The 22945-nt window shown below is 69.8% G+C and carries 18 protein-coding genes; 7 read left to right on the plus strand and 11 right to left on the minus strand.

What is annotated here, in order from left to right:
• Genes ABD156_RS02610 through ABD156_RS02645 form a run of 8 tightly spaced genes read right to left on the minus strand, consistent with a single transcriptional unit; the run spans position 1 to position 11511 of the window.
• The gene (locus ABD156_RS02610; RefSeq protein WP_344265716.1) at positions 1 to 1206 is read right to left on the minus strand and encodes an MFS transporter; all 1206 of its coding nucleotides are present in this window, start codon (positions 1204 to 1206) and stop codon (positions 1 to 3) included.
• Positions 1207 to 1250: 44 nt separating this feature from the next.
• Positions 1251 to 2570 (minus strand): preATP grasp domain-containing protein, encoded by a 1320-nt coding sequence (locus ABD156_RS02615; RefSeq protein WP_344265719.1) that lies wholly within the window; start codon positions 2568 to 2570, stop codon positions 1251 to 1253.
• Between the two features lie 40 nt (positions 2571 to 2610).
• Positions 2611 to 3825 carry a 3-deoxy-7-phosphoheptulonate synthase gene (locus tag ABD156_RS02620; protein ID WP_344265722.1) on the minus strand — a complete coding sequence of 405 codons (1215 nt, stop codon included), beginning with the start codon at positions 3823 to 3825 and terminating at the stop codon, positions 2611 to 2613.
• Between the two features lie 3 nt (positions 3826 to 3828).
• Positions 3829 to 5772, minus strand: coding sequence for an anthranilate synthase family protein (locus tag ABD156_RS02625; RefSeq protein WP_344265725.1), 1944 nt, complete (start codon positions 5770 to 5772; stop codon positions 3829 to 3831).
• Positions 5769 to 6488: an alpha/beta fold hydrolase gene (locus tag ABD156_RS02630; RefSeq protein ID WP_344265728.1), complete on the minus strand. Its 720-nt coding sequence runs from the start codon at positions 6486 to 6488 to the stop codon at positions 5769 to 5771. Before ABD156_RS02630 ends, ABD156_RS02625 begins: the two co-directional genes overlap by 4 nt.
• Positions 6485 to 9568, minus strand: a complete 3084-nt coding sequence (locus tag ABD156_RS02635) for an AMP-binding protein (protein ID WP_344265731.1) — start codon at positions 9566 to 9568, stop codon at positions 6485 to 6487. The genes ABD156_RS02630 and ABD156_RS02635 overlap by 4 nt, the downstream gene beginning before the upstream one ends.
• Positions 9569 to 9601: 33 nt before the next feature.
• Positions 9602 to 11227, minus strand: coding sequence for an HAD-IIIC family phosphatase (locus ABD156_RS02640; RefSeq protein WP_344265734.1), 1626 nt, complete (start codon positions 11225 to 11227; stop codon positions 9602 to 9604).
• Positions 11224 to 11511 (minus strand): acyl carrier protein, encoded by a 288-nt coding sequence (locus ABD156_RS02645; protein WP_344265737.1) that lies wholly within the window; start codon positions 11509 to 11511, stop codon positions 11224 to 11226. Before ABD156_RS02645 ends, ABD156_RS02640 begins: the two co-directional genes overlap by 4 nt.
• 238 nt (positions 11512 to 11749) lie before the next feature.
• Between ABD156_RS02645 and ABD156_RS02650 the strand changes: the two genes are divergently transcribed.
• Both ABD156_RS02650 and ABD156_RS02655 read left to right on the plus strand, forming a co-directional pair.
• On the plus strand, positions 11750 to 13201 hold the full coding sequence (locus tag ABD156_RS02650; protein ID WP_344265739.1) for an SDR family NAD(P)-dependent oxidoreductase: 1452 nt from the start codon (positions 11750 to 11752) through the stop codon (positions 13199 to 13201).
• 284 nt (positions 13202 to 13485) lie between these two features.
• Positions 13486 to 14547, plus strand: coding sequence for a helix-turn-helix domain-containing protein (locus tag ABD156_RS02655; RefSeq protein WP_344265742.1), 1062 nt, complete (start codon positions 13486 to 13488; stop codon positions 14545 to 14547).
• Here ABD156_RS02655 and ABD156_RS02660 read toward each other — a convergent pair.
• Positions 14525 to 15184, minus strand: a complete 660-nt coding sequence (locus tag ABD156_RS02660; RefSeq protein ID WP_344265745.1) for an isochorismatase family protein — start codon at positions 15182 to 15184, stop codon at positions 14525 to 14527. The two genes, ABD156_RS02655 and ABD156_RS02660, sit on opposite strands and share 23 nt — an antisense overlap.
• 172 nt (positions 15185 to 15356) lie before the next feature.
• Between ABD156_RS02660 and ABD156_RS02665 the strand changes: the two genes are divergently transcribed.
• Together ABD156_RS02665 and ABD156_RS02670 are read left to right on the plus strand one after the other, a co-directional pair.
• Entirely contained in the window at positions 15357 to 16448 is a 1092-nt protein-coding gene (locus ABD156_RS02665) for an oxidoreductase (protein ID WP_344265747.1), read from the plus strand.
• A gap of 14 nt (positions 16449 to 16462) precedes the next feature.
• On the plus strand, positions 16463 to 17065 hold the full coding sequence (locus ABD156_RS02670; RefSeq protein ID WP_344265750.1) for an LmbU family transcriptional regulator: 603 nt from the start codon (positions 16463 to 16465) through the stop codon (positions 17063 to 17065).
• Positions 17066 to 17068: 3 nt separating this feature from the next.
• On the opposite strand, the gene ABD156_RS02675 is transcribed toward ABD156_RS02670, so the two are convergent.
• A complete protein-coding gene (locus ABD156_RS02675) occupies positions 17069 to 18523 on the minus strand; it encodes a peptide MFS transporter (protein ID WP_344265753.1) in 1455 nt (484 codons plus the stop codon).
• A gap of 287 nt (positions 18524 to 18810) precedes the next feature.
• On the opposite strand from ABD156_RS02675, the gene nhaA reads away from it, so the two are divergent.
• From nhaA to ABD156_RS02690, 3 genes are read left to right on the plus strand one after another with little or no spacing between them, the layout of a single operon-like run.
• Positions 18811 to 19995, plus strand: a complete 1185-nt coding sequence (nhaA, locus tag ABD156_RS02680; protein WP_344265756.1) for a Na+/H+ antiporter NhaA — start codon at positions 18811 to 18813, stop codon at positions 19993 to 19995.
• 59 nt (positions 19996 to 20054) lie between these two features.
• The gene (locus tag ABD156_RS02685) at positions 20055 to 20552 is read left to right on the plus strand and encodes a phage holin family protein (protein ID WP_344265759.1); all 498 of its coding nucleotides are present in this window, start codon (positions 20055 to 20057) and stop codon (positions 20550 to 20552) included.
• Positions 20553 to 20573: 21 nt separating this feature from the next.
• Entirely contained in the window at positions 20574 to 21491 is a 918-nt protein-coding gene (locus tag ABD156_RS02690; RefSeq protein WP_344265762.1) for an alpha/beta fold hydrolase, read from the plus strand.
• Between the two features lie 267 nt (positions 21492 to 21758).
• On the opposite strand, the gene ABD156_RS02695 is transcribed toward ABD156_RS02690, so the two are convergent.
• On the minus strand, positions 21759 to 22943 hold the full coding sequence (locus ABD156_RS02695) for a MarP family serine protease (protein WP_344265765.1): 1185 nt from the start codon (positions 22941 to 22943) through the stop codon (positions 21759 to 21761).
• Between the last annotated feature and the right edge of the window lie 2 nt (positions 22944 to 22945).

A 22945-nucleotide genomic window follows, 5' to 3' on the forward strand; every position in this document is an offset into this window, starting at 1 on the left:
TCAGCATTCTTCGACGCCCGGCACGGCAGGCACCGGCCGCGCAGGGGCCCGGCGCAGTTCGGCGAGGGCGCTGCCGATCGTGAACAGCAGCGTCAGCGCCGCCGCGCCGATCAACGCGGTGACCGGGGTGAACGAAGCGAGCGCCAGCGCCGTCAGCGTCGCGGTGAGTGTGTAGCCGACGCCCTGCACCGCGTACATCACCGAATAACCACCCGTGTGCGCCTCCTCGGGAAGCGCGTCGCGGAGCGAGAGGTTCCGGGTCACCGCCACGGCAGCCTGGCACAGGCCGCCGATGACCAGGACGACGCCGATCCCGACCAAGCCGGGCACCACCGCGATCAGCGCCACGCAGGCCGACATGCCGACCAGCAGCACCAGGCTCTGCGTCCGCACCGCACCGGGCCACTTCCGCAGTCCGTAAAGGAACGCGCCCAGCGCGCTCGATCCGGAGAACACCGTCAGCAGCACGCCGGCCCAGCCGGTCTGCAGATGCCGGAATTCCAGCAGGGGCGTGAGAATCAGCTCCGCGGCCGACAGCAGAGCCATCGACGCGGCGCTGGTCAGGTAAATCGGCCAAGCCGACAACAGCTGACGGCCGTGCCCACGAGTCTTCGCCGTCGCCTTCGCCGGTGTCGCGGCACCGGCTGGCCCCGGCAACAGCGGCAAGGTCACCGCCGCTACCGCCATCGCCACGGCGGCCAGCACGAGCGGCACCGCGGCACCGGCCCACAGCGCCAGCGAAACCGCCAGCCCTGGTGCGATGGCCCAGATCGCCTGGGTCAACGTGGACTCGGCGCTCAACGCCGACGCGACGACGTCCTCGTCGACCAACCGGGTGAGCATCGCGCGCATCCCGCCCGGGCTCGCGGCCGGACCGGCGCCGGCGAGCGCGGCCAGCACCACCAGTACCGGGTCCGGGGCCGAGGAAACGAACGCGAGCACCCCGAAGGCGAACGCGCCCGCACCCAATCCGAGCGCCAGCCCCGGCTTGCCCCTGCTGACCGGCAGCGTGCCGATGAACAGGGCGCCGAGCACCTCGCCGACGACGTAGGCCGCGGCGAGGGTCGCGCCAAGCGAATAGCCGCCCGGCCGGTCTCTGGCAAGGAAAACCAGCCCCAGCGGCGCCATCGCGATGGGCAGCCTGGCCACGATCGCGACCAGCGCCCACAGGATCACCGACTTCTTGGCCAGGCCCCGATAGCCCATGAACCGCGCCTCCGTTCCTCGATCCGATCTGTACGGAGCAGTCCTCAGCCGAACCGGAGTTCCCCGATCCGGTTTTCCAGCTCGGTGGCGTGTTCCACGCTCGCCGCGATCAGGCAGTACTCGACGGTCCCGCCGGTGACGTCGTCCGACGTGAGCACCACGCCGGTGCGGCGGCCGCGGTCGAACGCGAGGCCAGCGCGCCGCAGCGCGGCGAGTGCTTGATCGAACGAGGGCACCGGCCAGAAGTGTCGTTGCATCACCACCCGCTCGTCCAGGAACGCTGGGCCGATCAGGTGCTGCGCGATCCGGGTGACGTGGGTCGATCCGCCGACCCGGCCGTTGACCTCGTTGAGCAGCACCTCGCCCGCCGGCGTGACGATCCCGTCGATGCTGATCAGCCCGCGGTAGCCGATGCCGCGGATGGCCTGGCACAGGTTTTCCGCCGCCTCGAGGTATCCCGGCCAGCCAGGGTGCGCCGCGGACTGCGCCGGGATCACCAGGCCGTTGAAGATCGGCTTGGTCAGCATTTCGCCGTGGCCGAACAGCGAGACCCCGTCGTCGGTGATGCTCATTTCGACGTACACCGGGGTGCAGTCCGGCACGTAGTGCTCCACCACGACCCGGCGCCTGCCCTCGCCGGAGTACCACGGCCAGCGCCGGGAGACCAGCTCGTGCAGCGCCGCCCGGTCCGGGACGGTGAGCACCTCGGCGGCTCCGATCGGCGCGACCCCGTCGTACGGGCTCAGGATTTCGTTCCCGTAGCCGCCGACGTGCTGATCCTGTTTGACGATCGCGCACCGTCCGCTGGAAAGCAGCTCCCACAGCCAATCCTCGGTGGCCGCGGCGTCCGCGGTCACCCGGCCTTCGGGGATCGGGCAGCCGGTGCCGCCCGCCAGCGCCCGGAAGACCGACTTGCTGTTGAGCAGGTCGCTTCCACCCTGCCCGACAAAGCCGAATCCGGGAGTGTCCGCGGCCAGCCCGTGCCGCCGGGCCAGCCGGACCATCACCGCGTCGAAGATGATCGGGAACAGCCGGGTGGCTCCGGTTTCCTCGATCGTCTCGGCCAGCACCCGGGCGAAACCGCTGTCCTCGAAACGATCCGCGGAAAGGACGTCGAGTCCGAACCGGCCCGGCGGGGGCGTCAGGATCCGCACCTTGCCGAGGTCGATGTCCATCAATTCGGTGAGGTACCGCGCGAAGGACTCGCTCGGCGGATGCGGCACCACGACGGTGTCGCCCTCGCCGACGTAGAAAAGCATGCGCTGGGCGGTGTATCCGGCGAGCCGGCGCTGCTCGGCGGTGAGCACGGCGAGGTCGCCGACCATCTGCTCGGTGCGGTTGTTGGCCACGAAGAGAGTGGGCATGTCGCTTCCTTTCGCGTCGGGCGGGCGGATTCGGGGCGGCTCAGCCCGGCCAGGCGCTGGCCACCAGCCGCGCCTGGTCGGGGTTGAGCCGGGGATCGCACAGCGGTTCGGTCCCGGCGGGAAGGCCGGCGAGTTCCTCCTCCTGGAGGACGCATTCGACGACGTCGTCCGGGGTGGCCTCCAGGTGCAGGCCGCCCGCGACCCCGTGCTCGGCCGTGACCGCGCTGTGGAAGCCGAGCATCTCCCGGATCAGGGAGCCGACCAGCCGGGTCTTGCGTCCTTCGGCGGCCCGGAAAGTGTTGCCGTGCATGGGATCGCACAACCAGATCGCCGGATGTCCTTCCCGCCGCACCGCCGCCACGAGGTCCGGCAGCCGATCGGAGACCTGGCTCGCGCCCAGCCGGGCGATCAGCGTCAGCCGTCCCGGCTCCCGGCGCGGGTCAAGGCGTTCGCAGAGTTCGACCAGCTCCTCGGGGCCCAGCCCGGGGCCGACTTTGCAGGCGACCGGGTTGGCGACCCTGGCGAGCAGCTGCACGTGGGCGCCGTCGAGCCGGCGGGTGCGATCGCCGATCCACGGCCAGTGCGCCGACGCGAGCACCAGCTGGCCGTCTTCCCGGCGCAGCAGCGGCAGCTCGTAATCCAGCACCAGCGCTTCGTGGCTCGTCCACACCCGAGACCGGTTCAGCCCGGACGGACGGGTCTGCCGCAGCGCTTCCGCCACCCGCGCCGCGGCCTCGTAGCCGGCCAGCAGCCGCCGCGGGTCCGGGGTCCGGGATTCCGCGTCGAAGGCCGGGTCGTTGACCAGGTGGCCGCGGAACACCGGCAGCTCGACACCGTCCTTGACCTCGACCGGCGACGACCGCGGTTTGGCGAACTGGCCGCCGATCCGGCCGACCGTCACGACCGGACGGCGAGACTGTTCGCTCATCACGTCGCTGAGCCGCATGAGCAGTTCCGCCTTGCGGACGACGTGCTCGTGCGTCGAATGCCGCGGGTCCTCCGCGCAGTCCCCGGCTTGGAGCACTCGCAACCGGCCCTCGGCGACCCCGGCGAGAAGACCGCGGAACTCGTCGATTTCGGCCGCGGTGACCAGTCCCGGCGCGGCCCGGAGCCATTCGGTCGACCCGGCCAGCGCCGCCGGGTCCGGCCAGCTGGGCTGCTGGCCGGCCGGAAACGCTCGCAGTGCGCTGAGTTCGACTTCCGGCACCGGCGTCGCGGGCCGGGTGACGGCGAAGCTGGGAGAGACGACGGACATCGATCAATCCTTTGCGGTCGGAACGGAAGGAACGCGGCCGGCAGTGCGCACCCCCGGCCACAGCGCCGTGGTAACGAGGTTTCGCAGCAGATGCGGGCCGTGTTCGGTGAGCAGCGATTCCGGGTGGAACTGGACTGAGGTGAAACCGGGGCCGCTCAACGCGTGCACCTCTCCGGTGGTCTCGTCCCGGCTCAACCGCACCGGCTCGGAGCCGTACGGGCTGAGCAGGCTCTCGCTGTCCGACCGCGCGGCGAACGTGTTGTAAAAGCCCACCTCGACGTTCTCGCCGAACAGGTCGATCCGGTGCCGCACGCCCTGATTCGGTTCGGGACGGCGGACCACGTCGAGCCCCAGCAGCCTGCTGAGCACCTGGTGGGACAGGCACACCGCGACGAACGCGCGGCGGTCCGCCAGCAACTGCCCGATCAGCCTGCCCAGCTCGGCGATCTTCGCCTGGCCGGTGTCGTTCGGGTCGCCGGGACCGGGGCCCGGCACCACCACGTCGAAGTCCCGGTGCGACGGCAGATCCCGCCAAGGGGCAACGGAAACGACGAGGCCGAGCGCCCGCAGCTGGTGGGCGAGCATCGCGGTGAAGGTGTCCTCGTTGTCCACGACCAGCGCCCGCAGCCCGGTCAGTTCGGGTGCCTGCCAGTCGATGTCCGCCCGGTCGCGCAGCCAGAACTGGGCGAGGCCGGTGTTGCGGGCGGCAAGGCCGCGCCGGATTTCGGGATCGTCGCTGAGGTTTGGCGCCGGTGCGCTCTCCGTCTTGCGCCGATCGCCGCGCAGGGCGCCGAGGAGACCGGCCGCCTTGGCGTGGGTCTCGGCCACCTCGCTGTCCGGATCGGAGTGGCGGACCAGCGTCGCCCCGACGCCGAAGGAGAGGGAACCGTCCGTAGCCAGTTCGGCCGTGCGGATGAGGATCGCGGAGTCCATCTCCGGCCTGCCCTCGCCGTCGCGGCCGATCAGCGCGGCCACCCCGCTGTAGTAGCCCCGGCCGGCCGGCTCGTGCCGTTTCAGCACCTGGCACGCGCTTTCCACCGGGCTGCCGGTGACGGTCGGGGCCAGCAAGGTCTGCCGCAGGATCTCGTGCGGCGGCCTGCCGGTCCGGCCGCGGACGAAGTACTCGGTGTGTGCCAGGTGCCGCATCTGGCGGAGGTACGGGCCGTCGATTTCGACACCCTCGTCGCAGATCCCGGCCATCATCTTGAGTTCCTCGTCGACGACCATGTACAACTCCTCGACCTCCTTGCGGTCGCCGAGGAAGCCGAGCGTTTGCTCGACCGAGGGGCCGTCCGGGCCGAAGCGGAGAGTGCCGCTGATCGGATTCATCGTGGCGACGCCCGCCGACAGGCCGACGTGCCGCTCCGGACTCGCCCCGATGAACGTGCGCGCGCCGGTGTGCACGAGGAAGGTCCAGTGCGCGCCGTCCTCGCCGAGCAGCAACCTCCGGAACAGCGTCAACTCGGTGGACACGGAGCAGTTCCGGACCCGCGCCGAAAAGGAGCGCTTGATCACGAAGTTGGCCCCGGCCCCAGAGCCGATCTCCTCGTCGAGCACCTTCGCCACGATGCGGGCGTACTCGTCGTCGGCCAGGTCGAAACCAGCCTCGGCGAAGCTCACCTCGCGGTCGGGCACCGCGGCGAGGAACGCCGTCCGGCTCAGTCGCTCCGCGGCGCGGATCCGCATGACCAGCAGCGGCGCGTGGTCGTCTTGGCAGGCGTAGCCCCGCTCGGCGACCTGCCGGAACGGCACCAGCACCAGCGTCTCCGGACCGGCCCCGGCTGGTTCCGGCGGTTCCGCCGCCAGCTCCGCGAGGTTCTCCGCCTCGGTCACCGGTCCCCGGAACAGCTCGAGTGTCCCGGCCCCGGTGGCGCCCGGCCGGTGCAGCAAGGCGAACGGTTTCCCGTCGGCCGCGAGTTCCCGCAGGAGCAGCTCCTGGTCGCTCACGGGCTCCCCTCCTTCCCCAGTACGTCGTGCAGGAAACCGCCGACAGGTCCGGTGACGGCGGGCAAGCGCTCCGGCCGCAGCAATCCGAAATGACCGCCGTCGACCACCTCGATCCGCAGCTGGTCCGAAAGCCGTTGCCAGGCAGCGCTTTGCTGGGCCACCGGACCGTCCGCGCAAGCCAGCAGCAGCCCCGGTCCGGCGTAAGACACGCTGACTTCGTGGTCGGCCGCGGCCCGCACGTGCGCGGACGCGGTACGGAGAAGACGGTCCCGGTCCGGCCCCGGAAGCGAGGCGGGCCATCCGTCCACAATGGATTCGGTAAACGCGGCGAGGTTCGCGTCCGGCCGAAGCCGGACGTAGCTGTCGAGCAGCACCACGGCGGGCCGGTGTCCTTCGTGCGCGTCGAGGTGCGCCGCGACCTCCCAGGCCAGCACCCCGCCGAGCGACCAGCCCGCCAGCACCGCGGGCGCGGCGGGCAGGCCGCGGATCGCGGACAGGCACCGCGCGACCATCGCCGGCACGTCGGTGTCCGGCTCCTCGCCCGCGGCGAGACCGGCCGCCAGCACCGCGTGCACGTCACCGTGCTCGGCAAGCGCGGCGGCCATCCCGAGGTAAGGCAGGAAACCGCCGCCGGCAGGCGGAAGCACGATGACTTGGCGGCCGGAGCGCCCGGAAGCGAGCTTCTGCAGCTTCGGGGCGAGGACCGCGCCGGTCACGCGGCACCTCGCAGGCTGTCCTCGACCAACCCGGCCAGCGCGCGCACGGTCGGCTCCCGGAAGAAATCGAGCACCGGCACTTCCACGCCGTGCTCGGCCTCGATCCGGCTGAGCACGACCACCACGTTGAGCGAGTGCGCACCGTGCTCGACCAGCGAACCGTCGAGGGAAACCGGCGCGCCGAGCGCCTCCTCCCACCACTGCCGCAGCTGCGTCTCCAGCGGATTCGCCGGCGCGCCTGCTTCGGGCGGCGGCGCGGCGGTCGCCTCGGAGGCTTTGCGCACCAACGCTTCCCGGTCGATCTTCCCGGTGAAACCGGTGGGGATCGAGCTGACCGGATGTACCCGGACAGGCACCATGTAACCGGGCAGCCGCCGGGCGAGAGCCGCGCGCACCGCCTCCGGTTCCGGGTCGCCTTCCGGCACGAAGAACAGCTCCAGCCGCTGTCCCGGCGCCACCGCCGCGACCGCGCGCCGCACCCCGGCCACGGCGCTCGCGGCAGCCTCCACCTCGCCCAGTTCGACCCGGTAGCCGCGGATCTTCACCTGACCGTCGCCGCGGCCGAGGTAGACCAATTCCCCGCCGGCGTCGGCGAGCACCTGGTCACCGGTGCGGTATTCGCCGTCGACGAACCGTTCGGCCGTCCGCCGCGGATCACGGACGTAGCCCAGCGCCGGCGCGATTCCGCCGAGCCGCAGCTCGCCCGCCACGCCGGGAGGAGCCAGCCGCCCGGCCGCGTCGACGATCCGGGCGGCCACGCCGGGCAGCGGACGGCCGATCGGAGCGTGCACCGGCCACGGCTGGTTCTCCGCCCGGAAGACCGCCGCCGTCGTGACGTGGGTTTCGGTGGGGCCGTACATGTTCACCAGCACGAGGTGCGGCCGTTCGGCGAAAAACAGCTGCACCGTTTCGTCCGCGACCAGCTGTTCTCCCGCCACGCACAGGAAACGGGCCGCGGGCAGCCGCTCCCCGGACGCGCGGGCGGCCCTGGCGAACGCGCCGAGCGCGGCCGCGGGCAGGTAGAGGTGGGTCACCTCGGTCAGCGCGGCCCGGCGCACCAGCGCGGGCAGGTCCTGCCGGTCGACCGGCCGCCGGGACACGACGGTCCCGCCAGCCAGCAGGGTCGGGAAGATCTCCTGGAACGACACGTCGAAGCCGAGCGGCGCGTACTGCAGGAACCTGGTCCGCTCGGACATCTCCAGCGCGGTGTGCTGCCACGCCGCCAGATTCGCCAGCGGTGCGTTCGCCATCAGCACGCCCTTGGGCCGCCCGGTCGAGCCGGAGGTGAACATCGTGTAGACGCCCTGGCCCCCGCCGTCGGCCGCCGCGGGCTCCGCCGGAGTGCCGCGTAGCTCGTCGAGCGGGTACACCTGTGCTCCGGGGAATTCACCGTCGCCGATGACCGTCCGGCAACCGGCTTGCTCGACCATGCCCGCCAGCCGTTCCGCGGGCAGGTCCGATTCCAGCGGCAGGTAGACAGCCCGGCGGGCGAGGATCGCCAGCAACGCGACCACGCTGCCGACGAGGTCCCCGGTGGTGACGCCGACGACGTCGCCCGCCGCCACGCCCCGCTCGGCGAGGCCGCCGGTCACTTCCCGGACGCGGGCCGCCAGCTCGCCGTAGGTGAGCCGGGTCCGCCGCTCCTCCACCGCGATCGCGGCCGGTGCGGCGTCGGCGACTTCGAGCACCCGCCCGGCGAAATCGCACTGTGGCACCACGTTTCCGGGCAGCGGCGGCACTTCCGGACCGTCCGCGAACAGCTCGCGCACCGTCCCGTGCTCCCGGCCCACCGCGGCGATGGCCGAACGCAACGAATCGAGGTAGCCGGACACCACCGGTTCCGGCAGCAGCCGCAGGTCGTGCTCGACTTCCAGCAACCACCCCTGCCTGGTCGGTTTCACCCAGAGCAGCAGATCGAACTTGGCGGTGCCGTTCCCGTGCTGGCGCATCGACCGGACCGGCGCGCCCGCGCCCGCCTCCGCCGGTTCCTGCATGGTGAGCAGCGTGGTGAACACCGGGTTCCGGTTGCCTTGCCGCTCCGGCTTCAGGTACGCGGCGACCTGGCTCAGCGGGACCACCGCGTTCCCGCGCGCACGTTCTGCCTCGGGGGCGACGGCACCGGTGACGAAGTCGGTGAACGACTGTCCCCATTGGACATTCACCGCCATCGGAACGGTGTTCACGAAAAATCCGCACAGGTCGTAGGCCGCACCGGTGCGGCGGGTCATCACGCTCGTCCCGAAGACGACGGTGTCCTCACCGGAGTGCCGGGCCAGCGTCGCCGAGTGCAGCGCGGAGAACAGCGTGAACGGGCTGATCTCCAGCTCCCGGCAGATCTGGTCGATTCCGGCGGATTCCGTTGGCGTGAGCGGGATTTCCCGGCGAGCACCGGTGAAAAGCGTTTCGGCCGGACGGCCCGGCAACGGGTACAGCACGGTCCGCGACGCGCCCCGGAGCCGCTCGGCCAGCTCGGCCGCGGCGACGTCCGTTTCCGGTGCGCCCGCTGCCGCGACCTGTGCCGCGAGTTCCCCGGCGAACGCCGCTTCCCGCCGCGGCACCAGGCTTTCAACGTCCAGGCGACCACGCAGCGCGAGGTTCAGCTCGGTCAGCAGCACCCCGACGGAGTAGCCGTCGAATACCGAATGGTGCGCCGCGAGAACGAGCGCGGCCCGCGACCGGTCGTCCGCGCGCAGGTGCACCGCGCGCACGAGCGGCGGCCGGTCCAGCGCGAAGGCCGTGGTCCCGACCTCGTCGAGCGCGGCGGACCGGCGGCGGTCGAACTCCGCCGCGGGCGCGGACCAGGCCCGCAGCACGCCGGAACCGCCGGCGTCCGGGGCGGCCAGCAGCGCACCGTCGTTCGGCCGTTCCGGCAGGCCCGAGCGCAACGCGGGCTGCACCGCCAGCACCGCTTCGAAGGCCGCGGCGAGGTCCGCCGGTTCGCAGGCCGGATCGAGGTCCGCCTCCACCACCACGTTGTAGAGGTGGGGCACCGGGACGAACCGGTCGACCGCGAGCAGTTCCCGCTGTGCGTCGGTGACCGGCAGCGCCACCGCCCGCACGTTCCCCAGGTCGCTTGACATGCGATTTTCTCCCTCGGCTCGATGTGGGCGGGCTCAGGCGGGCAGTCGCAGCCATTCGCGCACCGGGACGGTGACGGTCACCGGTTCGTCGTCCGCGCCGAGGACGACGCCCGCCGCCTGCTCGACGAACAACCGGGCAGGCGCGTTGCGCGCGGTCGGCCGCACCGGAAGCCGCAGCGCGGAAGCGCCCGCCTCGGCGGCCTTGTCCGCGGCGAACCGCAGCACCTCCTGCTCGACCCGGCGGTTCAGGACCCGGCAGCTGAGCAGGAAGACCGGCAGCTCAACGGCGTCGTCCCGGAATTCGGCCACGACCAGTCCGACCGTGCCGTAGTCACCGAAGCGGTCCGAAACCCGCACCGTCCAGCCACGAGAGCCGGCGGACAGCAGCCCGCGAAGTTCGCCGACCGCGTAGACCGTCCCGGCCAGGTTGAACTGCGTCGTGCGCGCGGTCAGCTGAGCCGCCCGGTCGAGCATGTCCTCGGTCAGCTCGGTGAAGCCGACCTCGATCTCGCAGCGGTCGAGGAAATCCTGGTAGTCGGCGCTGGAATCGCACAGAGCAACGCGCTCGCCGCGGGTCGAGTACCAGTCGGCGCGCAACCGGTCCTCCTCGGTCACCACCAGCTGGTCGAAGGCCCAGGTTTCGGCGAGCTGGCGATCGATCCCCTCGGCGTCGTGCGCGAGTTCCAGCACCGTGACCTCCGGCAGCTGCGCCCGCACCGAGGCGCACTCGACCACGTCGTCGTCGACGAACACGAACGAACTCAGCGACAGGTCCAGGTCCTCGGCCAGCTCGCGCAGCGAATGCGCCTTCGGATTCCACCCGATCCGATGAGCCGAGACGTGTTCCCAAGCCAGCACCATGCCCGGGTTGCGGTCGAAGACCTCCTTGACGTCGGCCTCGTTGTTCCGGCTGCACAGGCACAGCAGCTTGCCCTGGGCGCGCTGCTCGAGCATGAACTCCTGCAGCCGCCGATGCGCGGGGGTGACCTGGACTCCGCGTGCCCCGTCCTCGCCGCAGACGCCTGCCCACAACGTGTTGTCGCAGTCGAGCACCACGACCTTCTTCGGCTTGGCCCACACGCTCGCGGCGAGCCGCACCAGCTGGGTGCCGAGAGCGGCGCAGTACTCGTCGGTGTAAGGCAGGTGCCCGATCCGGTCCGCGTACTCGTCGTGCACTTCCGTTACGCCGTAACGGATTTCCAGGTCGTCGACCGTGACCGGGTGCACCGCGGGCACGGCCTCCGCGACCGCGGTGATCCGGGCACCGGCTTCCTGGACCCACTGGCTGGCTTCCGGCTGGGCGCGCACCGCGGGCGAAGCGGGAAGCACCGCGACAAACCAGGTGGCCACCGCCAGGTCCGGGAGCCGCTCCAGCATCGTGACGAGTTCCGCGAGCATCGTGTCGGCTCGCTCCCGGGACTCGGCGAACCCCTTGCCCCGAAAGAAGTCTTCGGGCCGCAGCAGGAGAAAGTTGACCCCGTTGTGTCCGCGAAGAGGGCTTCCCGGATCGTGCAGCGCCTCCAGCACCTGACCGTACGGCGCGACGGCGAGCGGGCGCCCGCCTTCCCGCTCCGCCAGCACCGCCGCCATCGGACCGGTCACAGCGTCGAGGGTGAACGTGCCGGCCACCGCGATTCCCGGCTTCTCCACGGCGCTCATGCGGGCTTCGCCTCGACGTGCTCGCGGACGACGCCGACGAACTCCGCGACCGTGGTACCGGGCAGCAAGCTGTGCACCGGAAGCTCGACGCCCAGTTCCCGCCACAGCCGGGAAAGCACTCGCACCGCGCGCAGCGAATCGCCGCCCAGCACGGCGAACCGGGTCTCAGGAGCCGCCTCGGCCGCGCCGAGCACCTCGCGCAACGCCGTTAAAACCGTCTCCTCGACCCGATCGGGCCGGCCAGCCGAGTCCACGGCCAGTGCGGAATTCCGGTAATTCTCCATGAAATCACCCCAAGGAAGTAATTGCCTGGTTTATTGCGCTCCGGCGCGCATGTGCTGGGAGAAAACTCGACCACACAGCGGACTTCCGCACTATTGCGGACTTTCGGAGGCTACCGCACCATTCACGGGAAGGACAACCAACTAACGAATCCTTGCGCCAGTGCCATTTCCCGGCCGAGCTGTCAACCGGTCGCGTTCATTCCCCTCGTGCGGTAGCCCTCGTGAACGGAGCCCGTAAATGTTGCTGACCCCCGCCGATCTCGCCTTGTTCGCGGACGCCAGCGGAGACCGCAATCCACTGCACGTCGACCCCGAATACGCTCGTCGGACGCCGTTCGGGCAGCCGGTCGCGCACGGCGTGCTCACCGCGGTCGCCGCGCTGGACGAGGTTCCCGGGCCGCCCGGCGAGGTGACCGCCGTCGACCTCGAATTCAGGCGTCCGACACATGCTGGTTTTCCCTATAGCACCAATATTTCTCACGAACTGGACGGCCGGACGCGGATCGCCGTGACAGAGGGGCAGGAAACCTGCCTGACCGTTTGGCTGACCCACGGACCCGCCGCCACCGCGGTCGCGGTGCCGCGCCGGCCGCGCAGCCAGCCGCGTTCCCTCGCCCCGGAAGAGTTCGTCCCGGGTCTCGAGACAACCGGGCAGTACGGCCCGGGCGACGCGCTGGACGCGCTGATGAAGCGGTGGCCGGGAACGGCCCGGCTGCTCGGCAGGCACGCGCTGACCTGCCTGGTGTGGTGCAGTTTCGTCGCGGGAATGGAGCTGCCGGGCCGCGACTGCCTGCTCAACGGCGTCTCGCTGAAGCTTCACCCGGTCAGCGGAATCCTGGCGCCGGAATACCGTGCCACAGTACGGGATTTCGACCCCCGGTTCGGGCTGCTCACCGTGGAGGCGGCGCTCGCCGACGGGGCGGCAATCGTCGCCGAGGCGACCCTGGAAACGATGGTTCGCCGTCCGGTTCCGGCACCGTCGGCCGAGCGGCTCTCCGCACTTCTGCCTGCCTCCGACCGGCTTTACGGGCACACCGCGGCGATCGTGGGCGGCAGCCGGGGCCTCGGAGCCGCGCTGGTTCTCGCTCTCGCGAGCCAGGGCGCGCGCGTTCTCGTCGGCCACCGAAGCGGCGGCCTTTCCGAACTCGCCGACCACGGCGCGGAACTCGGCGGGGAGGTCGTGTCGTGCCCCGGCGACGCGGCTGATCCGGCCTGGTCCGAGCAAATCAGCCAGCTGGCAGGCGGAAAACTGGATCTGCTGATCTGCAGCGCCGCCCCGCCGATCCGCCCGCTGCGCCTCGATCCGGCGGGCCTGCCCCGGGTACAGGCGTTCGTCGCCGACGCCTTCGCGCTCGTCAGCGCCCCGCTGGCCGGGCTCCTGCCCGCGGTGGCGAAAAACTCCGGTCGTTTCCTGCTCATTTCGTCCGCCGCGGTCACCGATCCGCCGGAGGACTGGCCGCACTACGTGGCGGTCAAGCACGCGGTCGAAGGGCTCACGCAGTGGGCGGCGGCCCGCCATTCCGAGTGCGAATTCTTCATCAGCCGACCGGGAATGCTGCTGACTGAGCAGATGAACACGCCGGGAACCCGGGAAATCGCACAAGCCGTGGAACCGGTCGCGGCGGCGCTCGCCGACCGCCTCGCGAATTCGGCGCCAGCGGCCGGGCGGCCGGAAATCATCGCGCACTGATCAACGGGTGATGTCCCGCGACGGCGGGACATCACCCAATCGGCCGCCGCTGTTCGCATGAAATATCAGTGTGCTGAGCCACACCGCCGCACCGCGGATAGCCCTGATGGCATGATCACCGTATTGGTTCTGGCGGGGCTACGGGCGGTAGGATGTCCAAGAATACTGTGCTGCGCGGCCGCGACGAAGTCCACGGCCGAATACGCGAATTACTCGGCCGGGTCGAGGATAATCCGGGAATAATCATTTCCCTGGAAGGTGCGCCCGGCATCGGGAAAAGCAGCGTGCTGCGAAAGGTTCGGCAGCTGGGCACGGAGCTCGGGTTTCGCCTTGCCCCGCGCGAGCTTTCCTTGTTCGACGCCGCGCGGCACCCCGGCGAGGTCCGTTCCTGGTGCGAACAGCAGCCGCGCGCCCAGCGGATTCTCATGCTCGCCGACGACGCTCAGCTGGCGGCCCCCGAAACGATCCGGCGGCTGTCCTGGCTGCCTGAACTGCTGGTCTCCCGCCCGTTCTGTCTTGTCCTCGCCCGGGTTCCGGGAATGGGCGGCACCGAACTGAACCGGCTGCTCACCACCACCAGCACTCAGCTCTACTCGATCCGGCTGGGCCCGCTCGACTCCACCGCGTCGAGCGAGATGCTCGTCGACCTGCTCGGCGCGAAGCCGGACGACGCGCTCCGCTGGGTGGCCGAGGAACTCGGCGGCAACCCCCGGCTCCTGGTCGATCTGGTGACCGGTCTTCAGGCGGAAAACGGCATCGAGACGGCGGACGGGATCGCCCGGCTTCGCGGCCCGATGCCACCCGGACGGCTGCAGACGACGTTCGTCCACAAAGTCCGCAGCCTGACCCCGCCGACCCGCAAGCTGGTCCAGGTAGGCGCGAGCCTCGGCCACACTTTCCTGCTCGCCGACGCGGCGAAACTCCTGCGGGAGACTCCCGGCAACCTGCTGCTGTGCGTGGACGAGGCGCTGGCCGCGGGACTGCTCGTCGAGTCCGGCGACCGGCTCGGCTTCCCGGGACGGCTGGTGTGGCAGGGCGTGGCCGATTCCGTTCCGCCGAGCGCGTTCGTGCCGTTGCGAGCCGAAGCCGAGGCGCTGCGGGACGCGCCGGCCGCCGCATCAGACACCCCGGCCGAGGACGATCCGTCCGCCCGCTGGACCCTGCTGACCAGCACGGAGCGGCACATCGCCGAACTGGTCGGCTCCGGGCTGACGAACCGGCAGGTCGCCAGGGACGCGATGATCTCCGCGCACACCGTCAACTACCACCTCCGCAGCATTTACCGGAAGCTCGCGATCCGTTCCCGCGTCGACCTGACCCGGCTCATCCACCAGAGCCCGCAGTGACCGCCCCACTGTCCACATGGGACAGCAGCTCGGTGGTGGTCGGCGTCGCGGCGCAGCGCTCGGCCGCGTAGCGCAGGGCCATCCGGTGGTACTCGGCGGAAAAGTCGGCCACCGCGTCCGCGACCAGAAACGGCTGGATGTCGTGGGAGAACGCCTCGCACGCGGTCATCAGGCAGCCGACGTGCGCGTAAACCCCGCAGATCACCAGCTGATCGCGGCCGTGGTCGCGCAACAGCTGGAGCAATCCCGTGTGGTGGAACGCGCTGTAGCGCCACTTGGTGAACACCACGTCGTCCGGAGCCGGGGCCAGTTCGTCGACGACTTCGCGATCGACCGGAGCCACCGTCATCCCCGGCCCCCAGAAGTCCTTGAGCAGCCCGCGTTCGGACTCCGTCATCCCGCCTGGCTGTGCGGTGTAGACGACCGGGACCCCGAGTTCCACGCACCGGCCGCGCAGTGCCGCGCAATTGCGCACCAGCTCGTCTCGCGGCGAGGCCCCTTCGGTGAACGGGGCTAGAAAGTACCGCTGCATGTCGTGCACGAGCAGCACCGCCCGGCTCGGATCGAACCGCCAGTGGGCGATGTTCTCCGGCACCTCTTCCGCAGCGGGCATCGCGTACGGTGCGATCGCTGGCACGCCCACGTCTTTTCCCTTTCGCCGAGCCGAAACCTTCGCCGCCAACGTAACCGGCGAGCGGGTGCGGACACACCTACTCGCTCGCGCGGGGCACACCACTCGGACGAGCAGTTGCCCACCGGGCGGTTTCGGGCCAAGGCTGGTGATCGACACCGGAACGGGGAGGGAACAGGTGCGCTCCGCCTTCGCGCCAGCGGAATTGTTCGGCTCAATCTTGAAGAATCGCATCGCGATGGCACCGATGACCCGCAGCAGGGCGTACGGCGCGGAACAGACACCGGGACCGGACACGGTCGAGTACTACGCTCAGCGCGCGAGCGCCGGGCTGATCGTTTCCGAAGGCATGCACCCGAACCCGCGCGGGCAAGGCGAGCCCGACACCCCCGGCATGTACGCCAGGGCACAGGCCGAGGCGTGGCAGCCAGTCGTCAACGCGGTCCAAGCCAAGGACACGCTTTTCTTCGCACAGCTGATGCACTCCGGCCGGGTCAGCCATCCAGAGAACAATCCAGAAGGGCTCGAACCGGTGGCGCCGTCGGCGGTGCGGGCTCCCGGCGAGATCTACACCCATCGCGGCCGCCAACCACATCCGCGTCCGCGAGCGCTGACGACAGCCGAGATCGACCAGACTGTGCGCGATTTCGCCACCTCCGCGGGCCTGGCGCTCGACGCCGGCTTCGACGGCGTGACCCTGCATGCCGGCAACGGCTATCTGCTCCACGAGTTCCTCGCCGAGAACACCAATCTCCGGACCGACGGCTACGGTGGCTCGCTGACCGGACGGCTGCGCTTCGTCGTTGAAGTCGTCGAGGCGGTCTGCGAGGTCGTGCCACCGCATCGGGTGCTTTTGCATCTCACCCCGGCGAAAATCGGCGAGGACATCGTCGAGGGCGATTCTGCCGCGCTCTACGACGCCCTGCTCGCCGCGCTGCCCGTCTCCTTCGGCGGGTTGAGCCTTTTCGAGACCGGACATCGCGACCTCACCCGGCGGCTGCGCGAACGCTGGCCGGGCCCGTTCGTGCTGAACCCGCACGCGAACTACGGCGACGGCAAGGTCCCAGCCGGGCCCGCGGACCTGCCGTTGCTCGACGAAGGTCTCGCTGATGTCCTGTCTTTCGGCAGGCTGTTCCTGGCGAACCCCGACCTGCCCGCCCGGCTTCGCGCTGGCGGCCCGTACAACGAACCGGACCGGGAGACCTTCTACGGCGGCGGTGCCGCCGGATACACCGACTACCCGGCCCTGCAGTCCACGGATGCCCGATGACCTCGAGGAAAGGAATGACCGTGGTACAGGACACCGCAGCGCGCAACGGCACCGGCGGCCGTCCGAGAACCGCGTTCGGCGTCTCGTTGCCCGGCCTCGACGTGACCGCCAACCCGGTCGGGCTGCGCTTCGAGTCGGAACTCAGCCTGCCCGCCTGGTGCCGGCTCGGCTCGCACGTGGCGCAGCTGGGCACCGCGGCCGCGTGGTGGATCGGCGACTGGCTCGTCTACGGGCAGGACCGCTACCAGGACCGGTACCGGCGCAGCATGGCGGAACACGCGCTGGACTACCAGACGCTGCGCAACTACGCGTGGGTCTCCCGCCACGTCCGCCTGCCGCAGCGGCGGCGGAGCCTGAGCTTCCAGCACCACGCGGAGATCGCCCGGCTGCCCGCCGAGCAGCAGACCAGCTGGCTGCGCGCGGCCGAGGAAAACAGTTGGTCCCGCAACGCGTTGCGGGACCAACTGCGGGGCAGGCCGGGCCGGGTGCGTCCGGTGACCCTGCGGATCGACGCTCCGCCGCAGCGCAAACAGCGCTGGGCGGAGGCCGCCGAAGCGGCGGGCCAGAGCCTTACCGCGTGGGTGATCAGCAGGCTCGACGAGGCGACCGGGGCCTGAGCCTCAGCGCACGCCGGACATCAGCTTGCGGATCAGCGGCGACGCGGCCGCGATCACAGCCCCCACCAGTACCGCGATCCCGCCGAGGATCCCGAAGTACGGAGTCTCGTTGTCCAGCGCGTAGTACCCGGCCAGCGCACCCGAGAGCGCGGAACCGAGGGCCACCGACAGGAAGAACAACGCGACCATCTGCGCCGGATACGCCTCCGGTGCCAGTTTCGTCGACAGGGAGAGCCCGACCGGGGACAGATTCAGCTCCGCGAGCGTGAAGACGAACAGGATCAGCACCAGCATCAACAGCGGGGTCTGGGTCGTGCTGTCCGCGGTGGGCAGGAAGAGCAGGAACGCCACGCCCATCAGCCCGGTGCCGAGGGCGAACTTGATCGGCGTCGGCGGCTGCCGGTCGCCCAGCCGGGTCCAAAGCGCGGCGAACACCCCGGCGAACACCACGATGAACACCGGGTTGATCGTGTTCACCCAGGACACCGGCATCGTCCAGCCGAACAGGTCCCGGTCCAGCCGCTTGTCCGCGTAGATCGCGACCACGGTGAACTGCTGCTGGTACAGCGACCAGAAGACCACGCTCGCCACGAACATCGGGATGAACGACCACACCCGGCGCCGCTCGATCCGGGTGACCTTCTTGCTCGTGAGCAAGACCGCGAAGAGCACGACGGAACCCGCGGTGATCACGAGCGCGGTGACGGTGGCGAGGTTGTCCGCGGTGACCCAGCCCAGCAGCACGGCGACGACCACGACGGCTACCACCGCCAGCCCGATGCCGGCCGCACCGCCCCGCTGGCCGGCCGGGAGGGGGTTCGGGACCGTCCTCGCCGTGTCCGGCAGATTGCGCCTCCCGAGGGTGTACTGCACGAGACCGGCGGCCATGCCGAGCGCCGCGACGCCGAAGCCGACGTGGAACCCGATCTCCTGCTGTACCCATCCGGTGATCAGCGGCCCGACCAGCGCGCCGAGGTTGATCCCCATGTAGAAGAGGGAGAAGCCGCCGTCCCGGCGCGGGTCCTTCTCCGTGTAGAGCGTGCCGACCAGCGCGGTGGCGTTGCCCTTGATCCCGCCGCTGCCGAGGGCGACGCAGACCAGGCCGACGCCCACCCCGGCCAGCCCCGGCACGACCGCCAGCGCGATGTGCCCGGCCATCACCAGCACGGCGCTGTAGAACAGCGTGCGCTCGGAGCCGAGCAGCCGGTCGGCGACCCAGGCCGCCACGATTGTCGACAAATAAACCAGGCCGCCGTAGGCGCCCACGATGCTGGTCGCGGCGGCTTCCGGCTGGCCGAGGCCGCCCGCGGCGACCGAGTGGTAGAGGTAGATGGCGAGGATGCCCTGCATCCCGTAGAAGGAGAAGCGCTCCCACATCTCCACGCCGAAGAGGTTTGCCAACCCCCGCGGGTGCCCGAAAAATCTGGTATCGGCCTGGGCGTCGATAGGGGTGCTCACTACTGCCTCGTCCCTGTATTCAACATCATTGTCGTTCTCTCCTCGCATGCTAGAAGGCGAACAGGTGAACGAAAAACCGGCGTCAGTATGGACTAGACAACTTGGCCGACGCGAACGGCTGACCTGCGTTTGCGCTCAGCGCGGCGCGATGCGAGCGTCATCGGGCAGGCCCGGGTTGCCGTTCGTCACAACGGCCGGTAATCGGCGACTGCGGACGGTAAACTGGACATCGGTGTGCCGGGAAGTCTGGTCGGCGGGAGATCCGCCGTCCCCGCAAGGAGTTTTTCGTGACCCCAGCCCGCGCCGTCGCCGAATTCGCCCGTTTCCTCCGCACGGAGACCACTGGCGGGCTCATCCTGCTCGCCGCCACCGCGGTCGCGCTGGTCTGGGCCAACTCCCCGCTCGCGCCGGCGTACGAGGCGCTGCGCGACTTCCGGATCGGCCCGGAGTTCCTGCACCTCAACCTCTCCGTCGGAGACTGGGCGAAGGACGGCCTGCTCGCGCTGTTCTTCTTCGTCGCCGGGCTTGAACTCAAACGAGAACTGGTGGTCGGCGAGCTGTCCCGGTGGCGGCAAGCCGTGCTGCCGGTGATCGCCGCCGTCGGCGGGATGGTCGTGCCCGCGGTGGTCGCGCTCTCGATCGCGTGGGGCACGCCGGAGGTCGACCGGGCGTGGGCGATCCCGGTGGCCACGGACATCGCGTTCGCGCTCGGCGTGCTCGCGCTGACCGCGTCCAACCTGCCCAGCAGCGCGCGGGTGTTCCTGCTTTCCCTTGCCGTGGTGGACGACCTCGGCGCGATTCTCGTCATCGCGATCCTCTTCACCAGCAGTTTCAACCTGATCGCGGCGGCGGTCGCGGTGGTCGCGCTCGGGCTTTACGCCTTCCTGCAGCACAAACGCGTCCGCTCGCCGTGGCTGTACGTGCCGATCGCGCTGATCACCTGGGTCGCGGTGCATTCGGCGGGCATCCACGCGACGATCGCCGGCGTCGCGCTCGGTCTGCTCACTCGCGTCCGCGCGGACGAGGGCGAGGAGGAAGCGCCCGCGGTCCGGCTCGAACACCGCCTGCAGCCGTGGTCAGCGGCGGTCGCGGTGCCGGTGTTCGCCTTGTTCGCCGCGGGGATCTCGGTGAACGGCGAGGCGCTGTCGACGGTCTTCACCACCGCGTTGCCGCTGGCTGTCCTCATCGGACTGGTCGTCGGAAAGTTCATCGGGATCTTCGGGGCAAGCCTCCTGGCAGTGAAGCTGCACGTGGCGGAAAAGCCCAGCGGAATGAGCTGGCGAGACGTGGCGGCGCTGTCCGTGCTCGGCGGCGTCGGCTTCACGGTCAGCCTGCTGATCGCCGAACTCGCCCTGCCCGCCGAAGCCGCTGAAGTGGCCAAGGCGGCGGTCTTGATCGCCTCGGCGATCGCCTCGCTGACGGCCGCCGTGCTCCTCTTGCGGCGCAGCCGGGTACACGCGAAGGCGGCTTGATCCCGACACTCCCGCCGGTCCGTCGCGCCTCGCATACGGTCACGTGGCACGATGACCCAGTGAGCAGCCCCAAACACGAGCGCACCAGCCCCGACGGCGTGGGGGCCGTGCCGTACCTGCCCCTGTCCAGCGACGAGGAAGCCGCGGCGAGCGAACAGTCCATCGGCAAGCTCGTCGGCGACGCCACCCAGCACCTGTCGACGCTGGTCCGCGCCGAAATCGAGCTGGCGAAAGCCGAACTGGCGCAGGAAGCGAAGAAGGCGCTCAAGGGGACGGTCTTCTTCCTGATCGCCCTCACCGTCTTTCTGTACAGCACCTTCTTCCTGTTCCTGCTGATCGCCGAGGGCCTGTCGGACTGGTGGGGCATCCGCTGGCCCGCGTTCGCGACGGTGTTCGGCCTGATGCTGGTCACGGTGGGCGCGACCGCGTTCCTCGGCTGGCGCAAGGTGAAGAAGCTGCGCGCGCCGGAGCGCACCATCAGCACCGTCAAGGAGACGGCCGAGGCGTTCAAGCGCAAGCCCGCCGAAGACGACGACCTGCCCTCGACGCAGGGCTGACGCCAGCCCGCGCGCGCAGTGGTGGAGCTGACGCCGGACCCGTCGAGCGTGCGGGTCGACGGCCCGTGGACGCATCGCGACGTCTCGGCCAACGGCATCCGCCTGCACGTAGCCGAATGCGGCGAGGGTCCGCTAGTGCTGCTCCTGCACGGCTTCGCCGGTTTCTGGTGGACCTGGCGACACCAACTGCCCGCACTGGCCGACGCCGGTTTCCGCGCGGTAGCGGTAGATCTGCGCGGCTACGGCGACTCGGACAAGCCCCCACGCGGCTACGACGCCTGGACCCTGGCCGGCGACGTAGGCGGCCTGATCAAGGCCCTAGGCGCCCGCCGGGCACACCTGGTAGGCCACGCCTGGGGCGGCATGCTCGCCTGGACAGTCGCCGCACTGCACCCACGCCTGGTGTCCTCGGTAACCGCCATCGGCGCCGCGCATCCCCTCGCCTTCAAGTCGGCGGTGAAACGCACCAGCAGCCAGATCCGCGCAGCAGGCCACCTTTTCCGCTTCCAGGTACCGATGGCCCCAGAAAAATGGCTGGTCCGCGACAACGCGGCGGCCGTAGAAGAACTGTTCGCCAAATGGTCCGGCGAGACTTGGCGGTCCTCTTCGGACTTCACCGAGACGATGCCCGCCTTCCGCCAAGCCATGCTGGTCCCCGGCGTCGCCCACTCCGCCCTGGAGTACTACCGCTGGGCCTTCCGCGCCCAATTCCGCGGCGAAGGCAGACGCTTCACCGACGCCGTCGAGGGACGCATCGCCGCCCCCGTACTGCAACTCCACGGCGCAGACGACACCTGCATCCTCCCGGAAACCGCCCTGACGTCAGTCCACTGGGCAGGCCCGCACAGCGAACCCAAAATCTGGCCAGCCATCGGCCACTTCCCCCACCTGGAAGACCCAACCCGGGTCACCAAGTCCGTTGTGGACTTCATCCGCTGACCCCCAGTCAGTAGTCCGTGAGGGCCACCTCCAGGGACTCAGAGTCCCTCAGGGTTCCCCTCACGGACCTAAACCGCAGCCGCTGCACCCAACCAGCGGTGCACCCAGCCCCTCCCCCGCACCCCGATAGGAAGCCTTCTCTGCGGTTCGGGGGTGCTTGTCAAGGCATCTTTCCCGCCTTGACAAGCACCCCCGAACCGTCAGCACACTTAGGCTTCGGGGTGGGGGCCCAACTCGTGCGCAAGGTCGCCGCCAGGCGACGAGCCATCAATTAGCGCAAGCCCCAGTCCCCACCCGAGCAGTCTGCGACGAAGCAGCATCAACCTCACTACGAACCTGATCCGCAGTCAACGTAAACCCAGTATCCGGATCCTCAACCGCAGCCCCGAAAACCACGCCAATAACATCCCCATCAGGCGTGATCATCGGCCCCCCAGAGTTCCCACTCCGCACCGTCCCGCGAACAGTGAACACATCCCGCTGCACAGTATTGGCGTCGTAAATATCCGGCCCACGCAAGTTAATCCGCCCCCGAACCCGAGCCGGAGTAGCCGTATAAGGCCCATCCAACGGATACCCCAACACCACCGCATTATCCCCAGCCCGGGCATTCTGCGGAGCGAACGGCAACACCGGAGCCTTCAACCCAGGCACCGCCAACACCGCAACATCAACCTCAGGATTGAAATAAACAACCCGAGCCCGATAATCCCCCGAAGTCGACTCAATCCCGACTTCATCAGTCCCAGCCACCACATGCGCGTTAGTCATAACCCGCTGCGGCGCAACCACAAACCCACTGCCTTCAAGCGCCCGAGAACAAGAAGGCGCATTCCCCCGAATCTTCACCACACTCGGATGCACCCGCTTAGCCACCGCGGACACATTCAACGAGGTATCCGGCGGCGGCGTATCCGCCGAAGGAGCCTTCTCAAACGGCGACAACGCAGACGGAAACCCAGACGCGTCCAGCAACTTCCGCAAGTCACTAGGAAGCCCCTGCGCCTCAGCAGGCATCAGGTCATTGACCTTGCCGAGCACGACCGAGGAGTTGATCGACTTCGCGAGCCCGGGGATCGAGGACACCGTCGTGAGCGGATTCGCCACCAGCCAAGCAACCACGAACACCGCGGCCGCCTGCAAAATCGCGCCAAGAGTCTTGTCGATGCCGGAAAGCTTGTCCGGATTGATCTTCTGCCGCAGCTTCCGCCCGGCCCACACACCGAGCGTCTCGCCGAGCACGATCAGGAACACAACCACCGCGAACGCGAAAGCCACCTTCGCGACGGGACTGTCGAAAAGGCTGATCACGAACGGCGCCAGCTTCACCCCGGCCACCGCGCCCAGCGCGACGCCCACGAGCGCGGGCAGCGCGACAATCACGCCCTGGAACGCGCCGGAAACCGCCGCCATGACCGCGAGCAGCAGGACGACGACATCGACCCAGTTCACCG

Origin of the sequence: Amycolatopsis albidoflavus (assembly GCF_039525725.1) — a bacterium.
GTDB lineage: Bacteria > Actinomycetota > Actinomycetes > Mycobacteriales > Pseudonocardiaceae > Amycolatopsis > Amycolatopsis albidoflava.